The organism is Levilactobacillus sp. FUA 3915, from assembly GCF_044053135.1.
GTDB lineage: Bacteria > Bacillota > Bacilli > Lactobacillales > Lactobacillaceae > Levilactobacillus > Levilactobacillus lanxiensis.
In genome coordinates, this window is record NZ_CP168704.1 from 2,781,358 (window position 1) to 2,803,526 (window position 22,169).

At 51.9% G+C, this 22,169-nt stretch carries 20 protein-coding genes and 1 riboswitch; of the genes, 2 read left to right on the forward strand and 18 right to left on the reverse strand.

The window, feature by feature from the left end:
* Positions 1–162 precede the first annotated feature (162 nt).
* Positions 163–1,299 carry an alpha/beta hydrolase gene (locus ACEPST_RS12915; protein ID WP_204120743.1) on the reverse strand — a complete coding sequence of 379 codons (1,137 nt, stop codon included), beginning with the start codon at positions 1,297–1,299 and terminating at the stop codon, positions 163–165.
* A 136-nt stretch (positions 1,300–1,435) separates the two neighbouring features.
* Here ACEPST_RS12915 and ACEPST_RS12920 point away from each other — a divergent pair, with 136 nt between their 5' ends.
* Entirely contained in the window at positions 1,436–2,071 is a 636-nt protein-coding gene (locus ACEPST_RS12920) for a TetR/AcrR family transcriptional regulator (RefSeq protein ID WP_204120744.1), read from the forward strand.
* 95 nt (positions 2,072–2,166) lie between these two features.
* On the opposite strand, the gene ACEPST_RS12925 is transcribed toward ACEPST_RS12920, so the two are convergent.
* From ACEPST_RS12925 to ACEPST_RS12960, 8 genes are all read right to left on the reverse strand, one after another.
* Positions 2,167–2,601 carry a GtrA family protein gene (locus ACEPST_RS12925; RefSeq protein ID WP_204120745.1) on the reverse strand — a complete coding sequence of 145 codons (435 nt, stop codon included), beginning with the start codon at positions 2,599–2,601 and terminating at the stop codon, positions 2,167–2,169.
* 285 nt (positions 2,602–2,886) lie between these two features.
* Positions 2,887–3,429: a folate family ECF transporter S component gene (locus tag ACEPST_RS12930; protein ID WP_203638275.1), complete on the reverse strand. Its 543-nt coding sequence runs from the start codon at positions 3,427–3,429 to the stop codon at positions 2,887–2,889.
* 24 nt (positions 3,430–3,453) lie between these two features.
* Positions 3,454–3,551: riboswitch (THF riboswitch) on the reverse strand.
* A 50-nt stretch (positions 3,552–3,601) separates the two neighbouring features.
* Positions 3,602–4,468, reverse strand: a complete 867-nt coding sequence (locus ACEPST_RS12935; RefSeq protein ID WP_203644972.1) for a DegV family protein — start codon at positions 4,466–4,468, stop codon at positions 3,602–3,604.
* A gap of 291 nt (positions 4,469–4,759) precedes the next feature.
* Positions 4,760–5,023 carry a Txe/YoeB family addiction module toxin gene (locus tag ACEPST_RS12940; protein WP_204120746.1) on the reverse strand — a complete coding sequence of 88 codons (264 nt, stop codon included), beginning with the start codon at positions 5,021–5,023 and terminating at the stop codon, positions 4,760–4,762.
* The gene (locus ACEPST_RS12945; protein WP_239064484.1) at positions 5,016–5,285 is read right to left on the reverse strand and encodes a type II toxin-antitoxin system Phd/YefM family antitoxin; all 270 of its coding nucleotides are present in this window, start codon (positions 5,283–5,285) and stop codon (positions 5,016–5,018) included. Before ACEPST_RS12945 ends, ACEPST_RS12940 begins: the two co-directional genes overlap by 8 nt.
* 120 nt (positions 5,286–5,405) lie before the next feature.
* Positions 5,406–6,659, reverse strand: coding sequence for an MFS transporter (locus ACEPST_RS12950; RefSeq protein WP_204120748.1), 1,254 nt, complete (start codon positions 6,657–6,659; stop codon positions 5,406–5,408).
* Positions 6,643–7,956: an alkaline phosphatase family protein gene (locus ACEPST_RS12955; RefSeq protein ID WP_204120749.1), complete on the reverse strand. Its 1,314-nt coding sequence runs from the start codon at positions 7,954–7,956 to the stop codon at positions 6,643–6,645. Before ACEPST_RS12955 ends, ACEPST_RS12950 begins: the two co-directional genes overlap by 17 nt.
* 7 nt (positions 7,957–7,963) lie before the next feature.
* On the reverse strand, positions 7,964–8,392 hold the full coding sequence (locus ACEPST_RS12960) for a MarR family winged helix-turn-helix transcriptional regulator (protein ID WP_204120750.1): 429 nt from the start codon (positions 8,390–8,392) through the stop codon (positions 7,964–7,966).
* Between the two features lie 199 nt (positions 8,393–8,591).
* Here ACEPST_RS12960 and ACEPST_RS12965 point away from each other — a divergent pair, with 199 nt between their 5' ends.
* Entirely contained in the window at positions 8,592–10,298 is a 1,707-nt protein-coding gene (locus tag ACEPST_RS12965) for an NFACT RNA binding domain-containing protein (RefSeq protein ID WP_204120751.1), read from the forward strand.
* A gap of 696 nt (positions 10,299–10,994) precedes the next feature.
* Here the strand turns inward: ACEPST_RS12965 and ACEPST_RS12970 are convergent.
* From ACEPST_RS12970 to ACEPST_RS13010, 9 genes are all read right to left on the reverse strand, one after another.
* On the reverse strand, positions 10,995–13,568 hold the full coding sequence (locus ACEPST_RS12970) for an ATP-grasp domain-containing protein (protein WP_204120752.1): 2,574 nt from the start codon (positions 13,566–13,568) through the stop codon (positions 10,995–10,997).
* 2 nt (positions 13,569–13,570) lie between these two features.
* Positions 13,571–14,650 (reverse strand): carbamoyl phosphate synthase small subunit, encoded by a 1,080-nt coding sequence (locus ACEPST_RS12975; RefSeq protein ID WP_125762521.1) that lies wholly within the window; start codon positions 14,648–14,650, stop codon positions 13,571–13,573.
* Between the two features lie 22 nt (positions 14,651–14,672).
* Positions 14,673–15,206, reverse strand: a complete 534-nt coding sequence (pyrR, locus tag ACEPST_RS12980) for a bifunctional pyr operon transcriptional regulator/uracil phosphoribosyltransferase PyrR (protein WP_203638285.1) — start codon at positions 15,204–15,206, stop codon at positions 14,673–14,675.
* A 137-nt stretch (positions 15,207–15,343) separates the two neighbouring features.
* The gene (locus ACEPST_RS12985; RefSeq protein WP_203644983.1) at positions 15,344–16,267 is read right to left on the reverse strand and encodes an RluA family pseudouridine synthase; all 924 of its coding nucleotides are present in this window, start codon (positions 16,265–16,267) and stop codon (positions 15,344–15,346) included.
* Positions 16,267–16,731: a signal peptidase II gene (gene lspA / locus ACEPST_RS12990; protein WP_125762514.1), complete on the reverse strand. Its 465-nt coding sequence runs from the start codon at positions 16,729–16,731 to the stop codon at positions 16,267–16,269. The genes ACEPST_RS12985 and lspA overlap by 1 nt, the downstream gene beginning before the upstream one ends.
* A gap of 606 nt (positions 16,732–17,337) precedes the next feature.
* On the reverse strand, positions 17,338–17,511 hold the full coding sequence (locus ACEPST_RS12995; protein WP_395425074.1) for a hypothetical protein: 174 nt from the start codon (positions 17,509–17,511) through the stop codon (positions 17,338–17,340).
* A gap of 286 nt (positions 17,512–17,797) precedes the next feature.
* On the reverse strand, positions 17,798–19,372 hold the full coding sequence (locus ACEPST_RS13000; RefSeq protein WP_204120755.1) for an ATP-binding cassette domain-containing protein: 1,575 nt from the start codon (positions 19,370–19,372) through the stop codon (positions 17,798–17,800).
* Between the two features lie 723 nt (positions 19,373–20,095).
* Positions 20,096–21,751, reverse strand: a complete 1,656-nt coding sequence (locus tag ACEPST_RS13005; protein ID WP_204120756.1) for a formate--tetrahydrofolate ligase — start codon at positions 21,749–21,751, stop codon at positions 20,096–20,098.
* Positions 21,751–22,167, reverse strand: a complete 417-nt coding sequence (locus tag ACEPST_RS13010) for an EbsA family protein (RefSeq protein WP_204120757.1) — start codon at positions 22,165–22,167, stop codon at positions 21,751–21,753. Before ACEPST_RS13010 ends, ACEPST_RS13005 begins: the two co-directional genes overlap by 1 nt.
* Positions 22,168–22,169: the final 2 nt, after the last annotated feature.

The window sequence follows — 22,169 nt, forward strand, 5'->3', positions numbered from 1 at the left end:
CTCAAAAATCCCATCTAGTTTCTAACGACTGTTAGAAGCTAGATGGGATTTTAGGTTACGGACATAACTTGAAACCTACTGATGATTGAAAGAATCAAGATATTCTGCGCATAACCGGTTTCCTTATTTGAGTAAGTCTTCCACCAAATAGCTGTCAGCGTCTTACCGATTTAGCATTCGTTTACCCATCCAATCGGCCGCTAAAGCACTGGCCGTGTCGTTTTGGTCATTAACACAATGCGTATTACCGGGAAAATCAGCGTAATATTTATCCGTTGATGAACACAGATTATAGATACGTTTAGCACCTGCCACACCCAAGATTGGATCTTCGTGGGAATGAATGATTAGTAGTGGCACAGTGATCTTATACAGGTCATCTGTGATATCTTGGGCTGATGACATTTTTGAACACGTCTCCAAGTCATCGACATTGAATTTCCGTAAAAAACCACTGAGGTAGAAGTTTTCTTGCCCGGCCCAAGGATGTTTCGTCAGCGTATCAGTCTTGTCCGTCCCACCGCGGGAGATAACCCCACAAATGTCATCATTCAAGGCACAGGCCGCTTGCGTTGCTAAGAAGCCACCGTAACTAATCCCGTGAAGGGCAACCTTATCCCCAACCCGATCATCGGCACGAACAAAATCAATGACATTTTTAACAGCGCTTACATAGTTGTCAACGCCTAAGTACATTTGTTTAAAGTACAACGAAGTCCCTTGCCCTGGCCCATCGAAAATAATGAACGGAATGCCTCTGTCATAAAAGTAATGGGCAATGAAATAGTTCTCTTCCTTGAAGCCCGTGGCACCCGGAATGAAGACTAAGACCGGCGTATCTGGCTTGCAATTGTCTGGAATACCGTAATAGCCTTCCATTGTTTTGTCTTCAAATGGGATATTAATCACGGAAACGTTGTCCGGTCCCAGACGTAAATAATTTTGAAATGATGAAACCAATTTTTTGTAGACAGCCAATTTTTCATCCGTAATACCAGGCAACCCGTAATCGGCAACCCGATAGCAGGCACTGGCACGCAGATAGAAATTTGCAGCAGTGACTAAATTATCTTCGCTTTCCATTTGCTTAGCATACTTAAGACGCCGGTCACCAATTTCAGTGGCGACATCGACAAAGTCTTCTCGCTGACTCTCGGGTGTCAATTCATAGGTTGTCCCAACACAGGTGCAGTCGCACTCGGTTCGCTTCGTTAATTCCAAAAAGTCTTCAATATCCATCTTGGAACTGATCATGCGCCCTGGGTTCTGAGCGGCAGGTCGTACTCTAATTGTCGTCATAATCGTTAACCTCACTTTTATTTTTAGTACGCCGTACGGTATCTTTATAGTACACTGTACTATAAAAGCTGTCAAGGGGACTTTGGGTGTTTAACCCCCTAATTATTTGGTAAACTAGGCTTATGGAGATGATTCTTTGAAGAAAACGAAAGATAATATCAGTAGAACCGCTTCTGAATTATTTAATGAAAAAGGCTATAACAATGTTACCTTACGAGAAATTGCGACCGCAGCGGGAACGACCATCGGTAACCTAACCTACTATTTCCCCCAGAAAGATGATTTGTTGGCTTCGCTTCAAGAACAAGCAGAAAGCCATTTTCTATCTGAAATTGATCTAACTGCCGAACCCCAAAAGGTTTTGACCTTATTACTGCAATCATTTTTTGAGGCCAAACAGAACGAAACTGATAATCCTTATTACTATGAAAATATTTCAGCTTTTTATCAGGACTCCGAAAAGGCCCGCACGAACATTGATCGGTTTAGAGAGCACGTGCTTGCGAAATACAGTCAAATATTTGACTATTTAAAAGCTAACGGCGTCTTGAATTCTGAATACACGGCTAAGTCTTACCAAAATTTAGCCTACCTTTGCGTCCTGGCACCCACTTTCTGGGTCTCAAAAGCTGCGCCCTTTTACGCGACGACTTTCCCCAAAGTTACCCTCACGGAATCGGCCTACGAACTGCTTAAGCCTTACATCACTCACGACTATCTGGATACGTATAACCAGATATACGAGCAATTACTTCAAGAAAATGCTAAATAAGCGTTTGTCGTTCAATAAGGGGCTGTAAGCTAATTAGCTCTTTGGCAAAAAAACAAGGCACGCAAACCAATTTTGGCTTGCGTACCTTGTTTTTGTTAATCGTCCACTGAAGACGCTTTGTTTTTCTTAAACACGAACCATTTACTAAAGAAGTAATTTGCCAGCACAACCACCACTTGGTCGACCAGCTTCGTCAGCATTTCATTTTGCTGTAACATCGACACCCCTAACCACATGATGGCCATGTCCATGATCAACGTCGCCCCTCTGGCTAGGAAAAACGAGACGACCTCGTTGACCAAGGCCTTGAACGTTGTGAAGTGGGAATGGAAGACCCACACCCGGTTGGTCAGGTAGGCAAATAGCACGGATAGGAACCAGGCCCAGACGTTGCCGACCTGGTAGTTCCAGCCCCACAGGGTTGCCGTGACGTAGAAAACGACCAAGTTGACCAGCGTCGTTAGGCCCCCGAAAATCAGGTACGCCAAGATATCCTGATATTTAGTATAGAGTTGTAATAGTCGTTTCACGTTGTTCGTCCTCCCTGAATTCTGCTCATCTTATCTTCTCCCGTTATAGTCGAAATCGGTTACCGGCGCAAGCACCCACCCTGATTTCATAGAAAAAGTTAAGGGTTGGGCCGGTGACCTGATTTTTTCGCTAGTGACGGGAGCTGTTTGTTAGTTGGTTTGTGTGATGTCATGGGTGTGGTGGTCAGGTTTGTTATTATAAGTTAAAGTAATTAGTTTATCGCTCTCGCTATAACGGCATTTAAAAACACCGTCCTGGCTTTAACCAAAACGGTGCTCAGATCACTATCGATTTAAACGTTCCTGAATCGTTTGAATCACGCGACTCTGCAACAACAGGTAAACTAACACAATTTGAATTGGCGTCACAATCAGTTGCTTAACCAGCCGAACTGGCAGTAAACCCCAGAATGGTGTGTGGTACATGATGGTTACCCACAAGGTGTTCAACAAAGCGTTGACCAACAAGGAGATAAGCACCGAGGCCAGAATCACCCGGGTCCATGTCACCGGTTTCTGGTAGAGAAAGACCGCGTAAATCAGTGACCCTAGGATTGCTGACACGGTAAAGCCGATAAAGAACGGCCCACCCGTCATTAGGGTCCCCACTACGTCGACGACAGCTGCCGTCATCATCCCCCACCAGGGACCAAACCATTTGGCCAACAACGCCACGATCAGAAAGGTAAAACTGACCTTGATAAAACTGTTGCCGACCGAGAACCGACTGATTACTAATTGCAAAGCCATCAGTAGTCCCATCGTTACCAAACTCAAAGTGTCCAGCTTTGGCAGCTGGGTTTTTGCCATCGTCTTCAATTCAGACATCTCCTAAGGGAGTTGCCACATTGCTGCGGTCAATGCGGAAATAAGATCGCGGGACACATTCCCTTCGTCCGGTGTTCACATTGCGTTCCACCAGCACTTGACGCCTTACTTCCTACTCCGTAAATTTAATTACAGGAGATAGCATACCATATTCATTGCCGACTTGCACGACTTATGCGCGATCAAAATCCTTGATCCAGGCTAAGGCCAAGGCCTTCTCCCCTAAGTGCGCACCAATCACGGGACCGAAGTAAGATTGCTCAACCGGAATTTCCGGATACTGCGTAGCAATCTTGGTGGCCCAGGTCTGACCGCCCTCGGGATCGTTGGCGTTAATTACCAAGGCCCGTAATGGATAATCCACCTGGGCTTGGGCCTCAACGAAGAGGTCCTCGACCCGGGCAAGCGCCTTTTTACGGGACCGAACCTTTTCAAAGGCCACGATTTCGTGAGTCTCATCATCAAACGTCAGTAATGGCTTGATCCGTAATACGCTGCCAATAAAGCCGGATGCGTTAGACAACCGCCCGCCCCGTACCAGGTTCTGTAGGTCATCGACGACGAAGTATTCGCCAATCGTGGACCGCAAGTCGTCTAAGCGCGCGATGATAGCTTCGGGGGTACTTCCCTCAGTAGCCATTCGGGAGGCCTCAATGGCCAAATAACCCATCAATTTAACGGTGATTTGGGAGTCGTACGGAATCACCCGAATATTTTCAATCGTGGGGGCAATATTTTTCAATTGGTTCACAAAGCCAGAAATGGTGCTGGCCAGATGAATACTGATGACGGCGTCGTAGCCCTCATCGGCTAATTGGTTATATAAATTGATCATTTCACCCAGCGGTGGTTGTGACGTGCTGGGGAATGATTTGGAATTGCGTAATTTCTCGTAGAATTCACTGGTGGAGATATCAACATCTTCATCGTAGGAGCGACCATCCATGATCACCGGAATCGGGACAACGTGAATGTGATACCGCTCAACTTCTTCTGCGGACAAATAGCTGGTACTATCGGTGACCACAGCAATCTTCATCTTTACACCTACTTTATCTTTTCATTCGTTTACCTAGAATAACATTTTTCCGGAACGATGGAAACCAACGATTCTAAAAAGCCCCAGTAACAGGCATTCTTAAAATTCCCTTAACCCCCTGTTCGTCACGGTCAAAACTAATTAAAAAGGCCGGTGCATCCCCACAGAAATGAGATGTAGCCGTCCTTTTTGACTCTTACGCTATTTTCCTTAAAGCTGTATTTGCGTGCTAACGGTATTTTGCTTGATATAAAGCTCTTTCAAAAGCCCTTAATGCCATGAGCTTTCTTACTATCTATCGTTATAGTGTGTCCGGCAAGCTAATATGGTAATTACTTCGTCTGCCACTTTGTAGATTAACCGGTCTTTTTCATTAACACGCCTTGACCAATAACCAGCAAGGTTTTCATGTAATGGTTCAGGTTTACCAACACTGGTGAAGGGTGTTCTTGAAACATCCTTCAGCAACATATTAACCCTCTTTAAAGCGCGCTTATCGTTCTTTAGAAGCCACATATAATCTTGCCAAGCATTTTCGGTAAACATTTTATTCATTATCGGCGCCCGGCTCTACCAAATCATGCTTAACTACCTGACCACGCTTTGCCTGATCCAATGAGGTCTGTAGCCATTCACGATTAGCTGGATTATCTAAAATGTACCGGTTCTCAATCATATTGTTATATTCTTCCTCTGAAATAAGCACAGCATTTTGCTGATTCTTACGAGTGATTGTAATCGGTTCAAAATCACCAGTGGCTTTATCCATATATCTCTTCAGATCTTTACGAAAATCCGTGTACGTGGTAGCTTGCATGTCTATCGCTCCTTTCATGCATTTGATACTGCACATCTAATTGATACAATTGTACCATATTAAGTACAGGAGAACAATTTTCAAGACCTAAACGTGAGGCTGACCGACCCAGAGATTCATTCATTTTGAAGTTTCAGTCGCTGATTTAGGAATCGCCCAGAAAATAACGAGCCCCAGGATAAACAGGATCGACAGCGAGGCCGCCCCAATGCGCGACTGTCCGGTCCACTGCGTCACGACCCCCACTAAGATGGGACCCAACACGGCGGAGAACTTGCCCAAAATGTTGTAGAAACCGAAGAATTCACTCGAACGCTCCTTGGGGACTAGTCGACCAAAGTACGACCGGGAAAGCGCCTGAATGCCACCCTGACTGGTACCCACCAGCACGGCCAGCAACCAGAAGCTGCCGACCGTCTTCAAGTTGAGAGCAGCCACACAAATCAACAGGTACATCACAATGGCAATCAGGATGCCCAAACGCGTGCTGGTCTTCTCCGCTAACCACCCATAGAGAATCGAGAACGGAAAGGCCACCAGCTGGACCACCAGGAGCACCACAATCAAGGTGGTACTGGTAATGCCAATGTCTAACCCGATTGAGGTCGCCATGGTAAAGATGGTATCGACGCCATCGATGTAACAGAAGTAGGCCACCAGAAACCAGGCCAGGTATTTGTGCTGGCGAATGTGACTGAGCGTGACCCACACCCGCTGCCAACTCTGCTTGAGCGGTGCCTGAGTCACGGCCAGAGCATGGCGCTGGTGAACGTGACGTTGAATCGGGATAAAGAAGACGACCCACCAGACGGCGGCGAGGACAAAGCCCCACCGAGCCACAGCCGTACTCGAGAGCTGACCGAAGCCGTGGGTAAGCTGCAGGATCATAAATAAAATAAAGGCAATCACGCCACCCAGATAGCCAAAGCCATAACCGACGCTGGAGATACGGTCCATTTGCTGGTCGTCACTCACGTCCGTCAGGAAGCTATCGTAGAACAGGTTCCCGCCGGAATAACCCAAAACGGAGAGAATATAGACGACTAGGAGCCATTGCCACTGGGTTGCGGGCAAGAGGGCCAGCCCCACCGTCATCAGCATCCCCAACGAGGCAAACCCCGTCAGTAAGCGTTTCTTAAATCCCTGGTAATCCGCTAGGGCGCCCAGAAATGGGGCTAAGATGGCCACGAGTAACGTCCCCAAGCTATTGGCATAACCCCAATAGGCCGTGGCGTTGGCCGCCGTGACCCCACTGGCCTCCGCGATGCCCTTGAAGTAGATGGGCAAGACGGCGGTCGTGACGATGATGCCGTAACCGGAGTTGGCCCAATCGTAGAAGACCCAGCTCCATTGTTCCTTATTTAGTCGGCGCATCGGGCACCCCCTTGAAGGCAGCCGTCAGTGCGTGACCGGGCAAGGGTTCGGGAAACTGGAGCCCCAACAGTTTGGCAAACGTCGGCGCCTCATCGATCAACCGTGCTTGGTCGATCGTCTGATTTTCTTTCACGGCCGGTCCGTTCAAGACCAGCGTGGTGAAGTAATCCGGCTTATCGGGATCGTACCCGTGCACGCCATGGTAACGGTCAGGCTGACCCAGACTAGCCGGGTCAACGGCCTCGACCACGGCGGGCCGGTTGGTCTCATCGGTAAAGTAATACCCGGCCTGTGCCTCGACCATGAAGCGACAATGCGGGTCGGCCCCGCGTTCGGTAGCCGCTGGTCCATCAATCACGACCGTGACCCCTTGGGTTGCTTCTAACAGCTCCCGTAAGTTCTTCGTATCCGCAAAATTACGGGTATACACATAGGTACTCCCATCACAGGACTTCGCCAAAACGTGCCAATCATTCTTGACGGTCCCATTCGCGGTCGGCGTTAACCAACCCCGCTGGGCAAAGGCCTGATTCAGGTGGATCATGTGGTCGACGTTGATCTGGTAATGGTCCCCCAGAATGGCAAAATTCGTTTCGGCAAAGGTCCCCGCCGCAATCGTCGCGTCGATCAGCTGACCGACCCGTTTATCCAGGCGCTTCAACGCCACCATGGCCTCAGCCGAGCGCACGCCGTAACGGTGGCGCATGCTGTCCATGTCGACCAGATGAATCAGCGTTAACCACGGTTGCTTATGGGTCAACGTGTCGACCGCACAGGCCGTGATGAAGTCATCGAGTTCGGGCTGCTGAATGCCCCGGCGTAAATGCCCGTACTTTTGGTTCATCCGCAACAAGAAGGCCGGACTACTAGCCTTGAGTGAGACCAACACCTGATTAGTCCAGATGCGGTTGGGGAAGATCTCCGCTAAATTATAGGTAATCTTACTGCCGGCCGTTACGGGCCACAGAAAGGCCGCCGTCTGCTTATGTTGCTGGCGAACCAGATCGTACAACGTCGGTACCTTGACGTCGCGCTGGTACCAGTACCAGTCCGGTGACTGCCGTTGCGGCTGTAATTTGGTATTGTTGACGATGCCGTGGACCCGCGGGTACTGGCCCGTGATAATGGTCGTGTGCGAGGGATACGTCAGCGTGGGATAAATGCCCCGTACCTGGCGGACCCGCGTCCCAGTGACGACCAATCGATGTAAATTGGGCAACTCATCTAAATGCTCATCCAAATCGCGACTGCCCAGCGCGTCCAAAGAAATAACCACTAATCTCTGTTGAATAATCACTCACTCCTTAGTTCTCGACCGACCGGCGACGATCCATACTTTTATCTAACCGGTTCAATAAAATCTGTAATAAATTGCGTTCATCTGTGGACCAGTGTTCAAAAACTTGGTCGGATAGGGCCTCAAAGGCCGTGTTGATCTCTTCGGCGGTATTCTCGCCCTGTTGCGTTATTGTATATACCAACTGACGTTTATCCCGGCCAATGGCCTTCTTGGTCACCATTTCCTTAGCCACCAACCCCTTGAGCTGGCGACTCAGAGTCGAGGTATCCAGCTTGGTTTGTTGCGCCAAGATTTCTTGGGTGTTCTCCCCGCCACCAATGTGGTCGAGTAACTGCCATTCGGAAACGGTCAGGTGATGTTGCTTGGTCATCCGTTGGAGCAACGTTTGTTGAACTTTGTTGATTGCCATCAACGCTGCTAGACTTGATTTCATAAGACCCTCACTCCTTTTGCTTGTATTGTACAACGATTTGGTTGGTGACCACAAGGCCCAGTTGTGGGAAAATTTGTCCCCTCCCGAATAATTCCGAACAATCTTCTTTGCACTTCGGCGGCGAGGCCGTTATACTTTAACTTGTGCCGTTTTTTCGAATTCAAAAATAAATTTATTTAATAGAAAGGTGTGTGCCGCAATGTCTTTTGATGGTTCATTCACCCACGCCATGGTCCACGAGCTGAGTCAGACGCTCACGACCGGTCGCGTTAGTAAAATCAATCAGCCCTACGCCAACGAAATTGTCCTGACGATTCGGGCCAACAGCCACAACTATCCCATCCTTTTGTCGGCCAACCCGACCTACGCGCGGATCCAAGTGACGCAGATTCCTTACGTCAATCCCCCCGTTCCGACCAACTTTACCATGATTCTGCGGAAGTACCTGCAAGGCGCTATCTTAAAGGACGTCAGCCAAGTCGCTAACGACCGGGTCGTCCACCTGCACTTCACCTCCCGTAACGAATTGGGTGACCAACAGGAACTGCTTTTAATCATTGAAATCATGGCCCGTCACAGTAACGTCATCCTCGTCGACGGTGCCTCCATGAAAATCTTAGACGCCATCAAGCACGTCGGCTCCGATCAAAACCGTTACCGGCTCCTGCTTCCGGGTGCGCAATACATCATGCCCCCTAAGCAGGACCTAGATGATCCGTTTGCCGGCGTCCGTGATGACCTGGACCAAACGATTCGGGATTACCCGAACCAGGAAGTCCTCGCCCAAACGCTCCAACACCAATATCAGGGGCTGGGTAAGGATACGGCAGCGGCTCTGGCGGCGACGCTTCACGAGACCGGCAATCACGCCGAACAGTTCCAACGGTTCTTTGCCGGCTTCGATAACCCGCAGCCTACGCTAGAAATCTCACCGAAGAACAAGACCAGCTTCACGGCCTTTCCGTACCCTACGGCGGGGACCCAACAGGCTTCGGCCACGCTTAGCGAGTTACTGGACACCTACTACCAGGACAAGGCTGAACGTGACCGGGTCCAGCAACAAGGCAGTGTCCTGATTCGCGTCGTCCGTAACGAGTTGAAGAAGAACCGTACCAAGCTCAAGAAACTTCAGCGGACCCTGGCCGAGACCGAAAACGCCGACGAGTATCGGATCAAGGGAGAAATCCTCACGACCTACCTGAACCAGGTCACCCGCGGCGAAACCGAGGTCACCCTGCCAAACTTCTACGACGAAAACCGGGACCTAAAGATTCAACTGTCGAACCAGTTGTCCCCTAACCAAAACGCCCAGAAATACTTCAAGCGGTACCAAAAGGCCAAGAACGCGGTCATCTACGTCAACGAACAACTAAAGATCACCCAGACTGACGTGGATTACTTTACCAATATCATGGCGCAAATCGAACTGGCCGCCCCCAAAGACCTGATCGATATTCGCCTGGAGCTCCAACAAGGTGGCTACCTCAGAGACCACGATCATCAGAAGAAGAGCAAGAAGCAAAAACGGCAAAAGGTCAGCAAGCCAGACCGCTTCACGGCGAGCGACGGCACCAAAATCTCCGTCGGGAAGAACAACTTGCAAAACGACCAACTCAGCCTCCACACGGCCAAACGAACCGATATTTGGCTCCACGTGAAGGACATGCCGGGCTCTCACGTGATCATCCACGCGGAACATCCAAGTGACGACACCATTATGGAGGCCGCTAACCTGGCTGCCTACTTCTCTAAGGGCCGCGAGTCCAGCAACGTGCCAGTAGACTACCTGCCCGTTAAACGGCTGCACAAGCCAAATGGGGCCAAACCAGGGTATGTCATCTTCACGGGTCAGCGAACGGTCTACGTCACGCCCCAAAGCGACCTCGTAGAAAAACTGGCTGACTAAATCCACGGTCACAGCGCCTTACCGGGCGGCGAAAATAGGCTGGAACGCAAGGGGCAGGACGGCCGAAGCCAAAGAGCGGTCTTCGACCTCGCTTTGAGCCTCAAGAACCGAGTCTCAAAGTCGCCATTTTCTAATTGACAACCTCAATTAGAAAATCCCCTGGCTGAGACTATTTTCGCTGCCCTCACGGCTGACATGGATTTAGCCCGTATTTTCTACTCATGCTCCATGTAACTATCGTATCTCTTACGCGTAGCCGCTCAATTGTCAGTAACAATCGGCACGTTACACCAAACAAAGTATAATTCAGCAACTAATTGGTAATAACAACTAGTTTAAAACGCAAAAAGGCGTCACACCAAATCGCTGGTGTGACGCCTTTTTGCTATATACATTGTTTGATTAATCTAAAATCCAGCAAATTCTAAGTCCTCGTCGACCAAAATCTTCACCGACCCCAGTTGACCGGCGGGCTAAACCTGTGTTAGCCGCAGGGCTGGTGAAAATGGGCTCAGCCGTGGGAGTTACCTTAGCGGGTTCCCCGCTTAGGTAACTGCTATCTTTGAGACGCGCTTCTCAGCGGCTCAAAGTAAGTCCGAAGACCGCCTCTCAGGCTTCGGACGTGCGCCCACAGCGTCACGGCCCATTTTCACCAGCCCGGAGGCGCTGTCTAAAACAAGTTTAACCAGCCAATGGTCAAATTGTACGGTTGATGATTTGGTCGAGCTCGGAGGTGTCGCTGAGGTTCGTCAGCGTCAGCGCCTCGCTAGACCCAAACGCAATCGTCGCCCCAACTTCCTGATCCGTGGTCCCCGGCCGGTTCAACACGTGTAACTGCCGGAACGGGAAGGCCGCGTTCATCAAGGCGACCCGGGTACTGTTCAGATCAATGCTGATCTTAGCCAGCTCCCCTTCGTCCAGCGTGCCAATGTGTTGCCGCGTCAGCATGCGGACCCAGTTGACGCCGGTGACCTTACTGAGAAAGGCCATTTCAGTCAGCCGCGTCGGCCGAACGCCAACCACGACGAGTTGTTGCGAGTCGTCGCTCTTGGGGGCAAAGAGGACTTGAATCATCCCCGTGACCTGCCGTTCGCTCACGGCCTCCTTGGCCTGTTCGACCAGGTTGACGCGCTTGGCTTTGGGCAGTTCTGCCGGCATCCGAAAGGCCGTGACCTGCGCCAACGACTTGTTGATGCCAGGGGCAATCATGTCCATGACACCGACCGCAATCTTCTGTTGCTTATGCACAAACAGACTGACGCCAATCGTCGCCATTTCTGGAGCGGGTTCGCCCGTTTCCTGATCAGGTGGGAGGACGTGCAGGTTTACTGGCAGCTTGCCCAACTCGCGGGTCAGGTAGTGCCGGTTCCCTGGGACAATCACGATGTCCGGGTGTTCGACCTGAATCACGTTAAGCACATCCCCCAGTTGAATCGGGTCGACATATTGCTTCTCGGTAAATTCCGGTGCCACGCCCACGGCATTGGGGTTGGTATTCATCAAAATGGTATGGTAACCGGCGCGCTTCAGTTGCTTGAGCATTTCCGTCGTGAAGTATTCCGCGGCGGAGTTGGGCCCTAATTGATTACCGCCCCGACCCAAGACCAGTGCCGTCCGGTCGCCCAGGGGCTGACTTTCGTTTTCGTACTCGAAGGTACTGTAGTAGCCACTGAGATGCTCGGGAAATTCCCCGGCGGTCGGTTCGATCATCTTGTAGGTCGGCGTAATCTTGGCCTGCGCCGAGAGATGGCGAATCGTGGCCGTATCCGTTTGCCAGATACGGGCGATCATCCCATCACCGAACCCGTAGTACCGAGCGCGTTGGAGGGTCGCCACGTCTAAGGGATTTTCTTGAATTTCTTTTTCAATCGTTAACAAATGGCGGAGTTTGACGAAATAGTAATTGTCAATTTTCGTTAATTCGCTCAACTCTTCTGGCGCGTATCCCCGCCGCAAGGCTTCAATTAACACCAGAATTCGGTTTGCCAACGGATGGATCAGTTGCCGAATCATTTCCCCGTCGGTCAGATTGCTGACGGAGGGTAAGACATCTCGTGGTGAGAACTGCGAGCTCCGCACGGCCTTTAACATGGCCTCTTCGACCGAGCGACCCACGCCGACGGTCGAGCCCACGGCCTTCATGACGGTGTTCAAATGCTGGTCGGCATCGGGCACCTCTTGAAAGGGCCAAATGGGAATCCGCACGCTCACGTGGTCGATGGTCGGCTCCATGATGGCGGTCTGCTTGACATACTGGCTCGGGAGCTTGACGTCGACGAGCTTTTGCCCCAGGAGTAAGGCCCCGTTGACTAACGCAATCGGGTACCCACTCGTTCGGGCAGCTAGGGCCACGCCCCGGGAGAAGTACGGCGCAATCTTGGTCACGTAGAAGTGTTGGTTGGCCGGGTTCAGGGCAAAGTGGAGGTGTAAGACTCCGACGATACCCAGCTCGGTCGCAATCCGAAACGTGGCGTCCCGCAAGTCTTGATACTCACGGTCGTTGAGCGTTTGGGGTGGCGTCACCAGAATAGAGTCGCCAGAATGAATCCCAATCGTATCGACATTTTCCAAGCCGGCAATCAGGACCTCGGTGTCGGCAATGTCTCTGACGGCCACCATTTCGATTTCCTTGTACCCAATCACACTGCGCTCTAAGGTACACTGGTCAAACCGGGACTGCTGAAAGCCCTGCGTCAACGCGTTAAACATATCGTCCACGTTGTCACAAACGGTCCGGTTGGTGTCCAGTCTGGGCGCTACCGGCTTCACAATCAGGGGGAACCCGATCTTTTCGACCAGGCCCCGCGCCTCATCGAGGGTCCCCACGACTTGAGCCTCAATCACGGGTTCATGAATTTCCTTGAGCGTGGCGTTCAAGTCGGCCGGATTGTTGATCTGCTGTAACGTCGTGGTGGGCATCCCCAGCAGGCGCACATTAAAGTTGGCCAGGTCGCCATTTTCAACGAGTTCCTGGGCGATTCGAATGCCCAGCAGGCCGCCCAGTGTCGGTAAAATCGCATCGGGCCGGTCTTTTTCAATAATGTGGCGGACGTTAGCGGTCGTGACCGCCTGCACGTACATGTTGGTCGGCTGAATCTCTTCCAGCGCCACGGAGAACGGGTTGTTGTCAATGATCAGGGTCCGCACCCCGTGCTTCTTAAAGCTGGTAATGATTTGGACCGTGGCACTATCGAGTTCCGTTTCGTGACCGATCTCGGTTGGCCCGCCGCCGATGATCAAAACTTTTTGAATGTTATCCAAGTTTGGCAAGCTTATCCCTCCCGGCGTGCTGTCATGGCTTCCATAAATTCATCAAATAAATCGCGACTCTCGTGAGGACCCGGGGCGCCGTCAGCAAAGAATTGCACCGAAAAAGCCGGAAAGTCCCGGTGGCGTAACCCTTGGACGGTCCCGTTGATCAGGTCCACGTAGGTGGTGATCAGGCGGTCACGGTCGATTGATTTGGCAATCACCGCGTACCCCTGACCCTGTGTCGCATAAATAATATCGTTGGTAATGATTCGGCGAATTGGATGACTGCTACCGTGATATTCAACCGGTAGCATGGTCAGCTCCGCCCCGTTGGCCAGGGCAAAAAGCTCATGTCCCAGGCCAATCGCAAAGAGTGGGATCTCCGCTTGGACCTCGCGAATCATATCGAGGACCCCTTCACCAAGGTCGAGTGGTGACCCGGGCCCGGTGGAAAGTAAGACCCCGTCCGGATCCAGGTTTAAGACGTCCTGAGCACTGGCCGTCCACGGCAAGACCGTGACGTTACAGCGCCGCTCAGACAACTGCCGCAGAATCCCGTGCTTCAGCCCGAAGTCAATGACGACCACGTTTTTCCCCGTATCCGGGTTCGGATAGGGCTTGGGCGTGGCCACCTGGTCGACTTGCCGGTTCGTCAATACGGTTGCGTTCAGCTGATCAAAGGCATGGGCGTCGGCCACATCCACGATACTCCCCTTCATCGGTCCGTCTTCTTGGCGGAGCTTCCGGATCAGGTGGCGGGTATCGATGCCACTGATGCCGGGAATGTTGTGCTGCTGGAGAAATTCGTCAAGGGACAGCCGGGATAGGCGGTTCGTCGAGATGTTCGTGACGTCTCGAACCACCATCCCCTTGGCCGTGGGCAAAATCGACTCGTAGCTATCGTGGTTGATGCCAACGTTACCAATGGCCGGCTGGGCAAAGATAATAATTTGGTTGTGGTAGATTTGATCGGTAATCGTTTCCTGATAGCCTAATAGATTTAAATTGGAGATAACCTCTCCGCTCGTGGTGGCACCGGCACCGAAGCCTTCACCGGCGTAGGCCGAGCCGTCTTCTAAAATCAAATAGCGTTTTGCCATGTAAAATCGACCCCCTTGCCCCTTATGCCTGTTGAATCTCCACGGCGTCACGGTCGTCAATTTCACTGACGGAGACCTTGATCCGTTCGCGCTGGGAGCTCGGAATATTCTTACCAACGAAGTCCGCCCGAATCGGGAGTTCCCGGTGGCCCCGGTCGACTAAAACGGCCAGATTGATACTCTTGGGCCGGCCTAAGTCCATGACGGCACTCATGGCAGCCCGAATGGTGCGACCGGTGTACAACACGTCATCCACCAGGATCACCTTTTTACCAGCGACTGAGAAATCCATGTTGGTCGCCGTGACTTCGGGTTCTCCCTGAGCATCGTGTTCGATGTCGTCGCGGTACGGCGTGACATCCAGATCACCCACGGGAACCGTGACGTTTTCTAGTTGTTGCAAGCGACTAGCAATCCGTCGCGCGAGGTAAACGCCCCGCGTTTTAATGCCTAAAATGACGAGATCATCGACCCCTTTGTTGCGTTCGATAATTTCGTAAGTAATCCGGGTCAGGGCCCGTTGCATTGCCATTGCGTCCACAACTACCTTTGCCATCTGTATTTCCTCCTTAAAAGTTTCACGGCGTTAGCGTAAGTGCAGGAAACGGGCGCATTTCTTCGGCAAAATGGTGAAGAAACCCGCCCGCCTGATTCGGCAAACCCGTTTATCTGATTAGTGCTAGCTTAAAAAAACTAAATTGCTTTGTCAACCGGTAACCCCGCCTGCTGGCGCAAGTGGCGTACGGCCTTGGCGAAGTTTTCGGGAACCGGCGCGGTGAAGTCTAACTGTTCACCGGTCGTGGGTTGCTTGAAGCCCAATTCACGGGCATGTAGGAACTGACCGGCGCCCTTCAGCGTGTGCTTAGGCCCGTACAATGGGTCACCCGCGACGGGATGATTGATGTAGGCCATGTGGACACGGATCTGGTGGGTCCGGCCGGTTTCCAAGCGACAAGCGACTAGGGAATAATTCCCATAGCGCTCCAGCACCCGGAAATGGGTCACGGCAGGCCGCCCGTCAGCGACGATGGCCTGCTTCTTGCGGTCCTTCGGTGACCGTCCCAGGGGCGCGTTGATGGTGCCGTCCTCTTCCTTGAAGTTGCCGTGCACGATGGCCACGTACTCCCGCAGGTTAGTCTTGGCCTGTAATTGGGCCGACAAACTCTGATGGGCGTGATCATTCTTGGCCACCATCAAGAGGCCCGAGGTGTCCTTGTCGATCCGGTGAACGATGCCGGGCCGCAACGTGCCGTTAATGCTCGACAGCGGGCTGTGGTACAGCAGGGCGTTGACCAACGTGTGGTCTGGGTGTCCGGGTGCGGGATGAACGACCATCCCCTGGGGCTTGTTGACCACGATAACATCGTCATCTTCGTAAACAATGTCTAGGGGAATATTTTCGGGGGTCAGATCCAAGGGAACGGGATCTGGCAGCGCAATGTGGACCGTCGCGCCGACCTTGGGTTTGGCCTTAGGCTTGACTGGCTGCCCGTCGACCGTGATTTGGCCGGCTTCGATGGCATTTTTTGCCTGTGAGCGGGAAATCGTGTCCACGTTATCCGCCACCAATTTATCCAGCCGGTCTGAAGTCGTTACTTGAAAGTCTGTTTCTTGCATCACTGTGCCTCCCGTCGATCGGCTAAGAACACGCCAATCGCGATTAAGATGACGCCGACCGTTAAACAGCTGTCGGCGAAGTTGAAGATTGGAAAATTAATAAAATCGAGTTGGAACATGTCGACTACGTAGCCTTGCAGCAGGCGATCAATAAAGTTGCCAATCGTGCCCGCCATCATCAAGGTCAGGCCGAGTTCCTCTACCCAGTGTTCTTTCTGATTGCGGTACTGCCAGAAAAAGTAGCCCATGATGCCTAACGCCACAATGGCGATGACCGTAAAGAACCACATTTGGCCCTGTAAAATACTCCAGGCGGCCCCGTCGTTACGCAGGTGCGTAAGCGACAGGAAGCCGGGGATGAGTGGGTGCTCGCCACCAAGGGCGATGTTGACCACTACCGCGTGCTTGATCCACTGGTCAATGACCACCAGTAGCACGATTAAGATTGTATCTGCAATCAGCATAAAATCCGGAACACCTTTCCTATAAGTCGTTACCGAAAAGTATACCAGAAAATGGCCCCCCGCGCCCTTCTCCACACTAGAAAATTCCCACTTTGTCTGAATCCTTCCACCGCCGACCAGCGAGATGACTACCTGTGGGGACCAGGTGAAGCCAAAGAACGGTCTTCACCCTCGCCTAAAAGCCCCGAAAACCGCGGGTCTTTCAGGTCGTCCCGGGCTGTAAGACCGGAAGCCCACCGGTCAAACACCCCCGACACAGGTAGTCACCTCACTGGTCTCTGGCTCCAGGATTCAAACAAAGTTAGGCCGTTTCCCTGTCTCAGACTTAGATGATTTCATCAATTTTTAGTTACCGCCCAGTCAAATCCCCCGGCTGGGCCATTTTTGACCACCCGCACGGCTGACGTTGGCGCGTTTGTTTCAAGGAGCAAAGTGACTTTCCGATTTCTCTTGTTCGACTTAACCCCGGATTATTGACGAACAAGATTCTCCACACAAATAGGCCAGTCCGAATCGGAAAAACGCGATTCGGACTGGCCTATTTGACTGACAATGTAAAATTTTAAGAGAGAATCCAGGATTCAGCTTACGACAAAACAATTTGAACTAAGCAGGATCGTAGGCTAATTCAGCCCTATAGAACATTTCCCCACTCTTCTTCTCTTTTACTCCGATAACATAAGTGTCGAAGCCACCCATGTCCGAACCAACTTGTACAAGAACCGAATAGTAGGCTGCTATATGTTTGCCTGAGTATCCCGTACTATCCTTCTTTGCCATTTTGCTTGGAAAGGCAAATACAGCTGCAAATGGATGCAAGTTTTCTAGTATACTCAAACGTACAGCATTCTTAGGAGTAAATGGAACAAAGAGGAGAAGTAAAATCGCTATAACAGTACACGAGGATACTAGAAATCTTTTCACTTTTTTACGTACCAATGTATTTCTCACCGCCCACAACATTTCATTCCGTAATTAAGTGTATATCAAACTAAAAGTAATTAGCAATACCAATGATTTTATTTTATATCCATTTTAATCAATTTTTACTTGTCTCGTTTTCAGCTCACACTTCCGCCGTTAACTGACCGTCCTGTAGCTGATAGACGTGGTCAAACAACGGCCGGACTTCCGGTGGGATGTGATGGTCGACTTCGATGATGGTCTTGGGCAAGCGCAGGAGCGTTTGGTGAATGGCGATTGAGGTTTGCTCGTCCAGGGACGCCGTGCCTTCGTCGATGAAGATCAGCTCGCGGTCGAACAGAATCGCGCGAGCAATCTCTAGCCGTTTCACCTGCCCGCCCGACAGGCTCTGGCCCTCATCCCCGATTTGATAGTCCAAGCCATCGCGGTCGACCAGGTCCAGGAGACCGGCCTCCTGACACGCGTGGGTGACCGCCGCGTCCGTGAAGTCTAAGCCCAACGTCAAATTGAAGCGTAGCGTGTCGTCAAACACAATTGGCGACTGGTTGACCGTGCTCATCCCCGCGTACTGCTTGACGGGGCCGCCGTTGATGGCGACTTCTCCACTGGTCGGCGGCAAGGCGCCATCAAGCAGTCGCAGTAACGTCGTCTTCCCACTGCCGGATTCACCCTGGATCAGAATCTTTTCGCCCCGGGCGACGGCGAGATTAATATCGTGTAGGATTGGCGTCTCCTGTCGGTTGAAGCTGAGTTGCGTTACGGTCAACGTTTCAAAGCCAGACGTGACCGTCGCCGGTTCGCTAACGGGTTGGACCGTGTCCTTGATGCGTTGGCGAATCTTCCCGGTACTGTTCAGCGTATTAAAACTATTCACGACCTCTCCAGCACTGTTGATGATCCAGTTCGACGAGTACTGAATCGCGACAAACTGAGACAAGCTGATGCGGCCCTGAATCGTGGCGTAGATCCCAATACCGATGGGAATCAGCGTACACACGTAGAAAATGGCTTCCACCACCGCGTTGGACAGCGCGATTTCATTTTTCATGGCAGCGTTGGCGTGCTCCACGTTTTGAATGGCCGCCGTCGTTTTCGGTTCGATTCCCGGGAGTGCCCGGTATTGACGTAACGCCAGGGCTCCCTTCAACACGTCCTTCAGTGTGCCCGACCACTGACTGTTGCGCTGTGACCAGGCCTCGCTGCGCACATTGATTCGATTCCGAAATAAGCGGGGAATCGCGGAGGGAAAGACCATAAAGACGATGAAGACCAGCGTCAATTCAACGTTGTTGGCCAGTGAATAGGCCAAGGTCACGACGCAGGTCACCAGCACACTGATCAGGGCAAACAGCTGGCGAATGTAGTTGTCCTCCAGTAATTTCAAATCGTTCATGAAAAAGGACAGGTTCGTCGCCACAAAATCCTTGGAATCCACGGTCCGCCGCTGTAACAATCCCCGCAACAGTTGTGTTTTCAACCGCCGATTGACCGTGACCACATTTTTATTGATCACGACCGTATTCAAATACGTGGCCAGACTGAACCCAAAGTAGCCCAAAATGATGACAATCACAAACGGCACGATCCAACCAATGTGCTTGGTCTCGATAATATGAAAGATAAAGGCGTACATCGCAGCATTAAACGGCGTCGATAACCCCGCCAGCACCGCGGTAAAAATTGCCAGCCCCACTAATTTCTTATTCACAAATTTCATTGGCCCACCCCTTTAAAAACTATCCCAGCTCAAAATGCTTTCTAACCATTTTGAGCTAGCAACCACCCTTTTCGTTAATTATGCCAATCTCCGACCCAAAGGACAGCAAAAAGCGCTAGTTCCCAATCATTTAAAAAGGTAACTAACGCTTTATCGATTATTAGGCGCGCAAAATCACACACGCGATGACTATTTTAATTTAGAACTGGATTCGACCGCTAGCAATTTAACAACTAGTGTCAATTCGGCTGATTTGGCAAACCCTCCTGCCACATTGGAATCAGGCAAGAGTCACAGCAAACACACTGACGTCATTCCAGGCTAAATCCGTGTCAGCCGCAGGGCTGGGAAAACTGGGCTGGGCGTGGGAGTGACCAGAGGCGCGCCAAGGTGCCCGGCTGTGTCTCACGGCAGCCCATGGATTTGCTATCGAAGCCAGCGAGACATCGACACCAGCACACGCAGTCCAATCCTAGAATACTCTGGGAAAGGTCATGGCGTTGTGCCGGGTTAAATCCGTGTTAGCCGCAGGGCTGGTGAAAATGGGCTCAGCCGTGGGAGTTACCTTAGCGGGTTCCCCGCTTAGGTAACTGCTATCTTTGAGACGCGCTCTTCGGCTCAAAGTAAGTCTGGAGACCGCTTCTCAGGCTCCAGACGTGCGCCCACAGCGCCACGGCCCATTTTCACCAGCCCGGAGGCGCTGCAAAAAACAAATTTAACCCCTTAGAACAACCCAGTGATCTTGCCGTCTGCGTCGATATCCATGTCCAGTGCGGCCGGGTGCTTTGGCAACCCAGGCATCGTCAATACGTTCCCCGTCATGGCGACCACGAACCCGGCCCCCAACCGTGGCGCAAACTCGCGCACGTGAATCGTAAAGTCCGTGGGTGCACCCAATTGGTGAGCATCGTCCGTCAGGGAGTATTGGGTCTTCGCCATGCAGACGGGTAACTTGTCCCAGCCATGCTTGGCGAAGGTCTTCAACTGGCGGGCGGCCTTAGCCGACAACTCAACCTTAGCCCCACCGTAGATTTTCTGGGTGATGGCCGTCATTTGCGTCATCAGGTCCGCGCCAGCTGGTGCGAGACGCGTGAAGTGCTTAGGCTGTTGCGTGGCCGTGACGACCTTTTCGGCCAACTCAGTGGCACCGGCACCCCCATCGGCCCAAACGGTCGTGGTGGCGACGGGAACGCCCCAGGCGGTCACGTCAGCGGTTAGGGCCGCAATTTCTGCGTCCGTATCACTGGTGAAGCGGTTGATGGCGACCACGACGGGCACCCCGTACTGTTGCATGCTGGTGATGTGGCGCTTTAGGTTGGCACTCCCTTGTTGTAGAGCATCAAGGTTTTCTGCTTCCAGGTCGGCGCGCTTGACCCCGCCGTTATACTTGAGGGCCCGCACCGTGGCCACGATGACCACGACATCTGGCGTTTGACCGAGCACGGGGGTCTTGATATCCATGAACTTTTCCCCACCGAGGTCGGCCCCAAAGCCGGCTTCCGTGACGGCAAAATCGCCGAGTTGCAGGGCCGTCTGAGTTGCCAGCACTGAGTTACAGCCATGGGCGATATTGGCAAATGGCCCGCCGTGAATGATAGCCGGGTTGTGCGCCAGCGTTTGGACCAGGTTGGGCTTGATGGCGTCCTTCAACAGGAGCGTAATGGCCCCACCGACCTTCAAGTCGCCGACCGTCACCGGTTCCTTGTCATAAGTGTAGCCAATCAGGATGCGGTTGACCCGGCGCTTAAGGTCCGTCAGGTCTTCACTCAAGCACAGCACGGCCATTAATTCACTGGCCACGGTAATGTCAAAACCGTCTTGTCGAGGCACACCAGACGTCCGGCCACCCAGGCCAATAACGGTCTGGCGTAGCTCGCGGTCGTTGATGTCCAAGACCCGTTTCCACACGATTTGACGGGGGTCCAGGTTCAGCTCGTTACCCTGCTGGATGTGGTTATCGATCAGAGCAGCCAGGGTATCGTGCGCTTCGGTCAGCGCGTGCATGTCCCCGGTGAAATGGAGGTTGATGTCTTCCATGGGGACCACTTGGGCGTAGCCACCCCCGGTCGCGCCACCCTTCATCCCCATGACGGGACCCATCGACGGTTCCCGCAAGGCTAAAACGGTTTGGTGACCCAATAGGTTCAGGGCATCCCCCAAACCCACGACCACGGTCGACTTGCCTTCACCAGCGGGTGTGGGGTTGATTGAGGTGACCAGCACCAATTTACCTGGCGTATGCTTGCCCGTCAGTGGCAGATTGATTTTAGCCTTGGTATGGCCGTAGGGTTCGATCTGGTCGGGAGTCAAACCGACCTTGCCCGCCACCTGTTCAATGGGTTCTAACTGTGTTTTTTGTGAAATTTCAATATCGCTCACTAATTTTCCTCCTTCACGCCGTTGGCAACCATCGCGTCCTGCAAGAGGCTGGCGAGTTCGATTGCCGAGTTCCGTGGTAATAAGAATTGATAAATTTTGCCCTGCGCCACAATGCCCAACCGGTACCGGGACTGTTGCACGCTGCGGACCTGGTTCAACGGAATGACCAGGTGGCGGTGATTCAAGACGGTACTGACCGTCAAGACGCCATTGGCCATGGTGATATTTCTAAAATGGATCTCTAACCAGCACAAGAACGCAAAGGCCACGAAGAACCCCAGCGTATACCAGTTAAAATGGGTAACTTCGAGCCAGAAAATGGCCCCTATCAACAGGACGATGAGCGTCCAGCTCCAGTTGATAATGCTACTGAGGGGATTCGGTTGATACAAAAATCGTCGTTCCTGGGTTATCATTG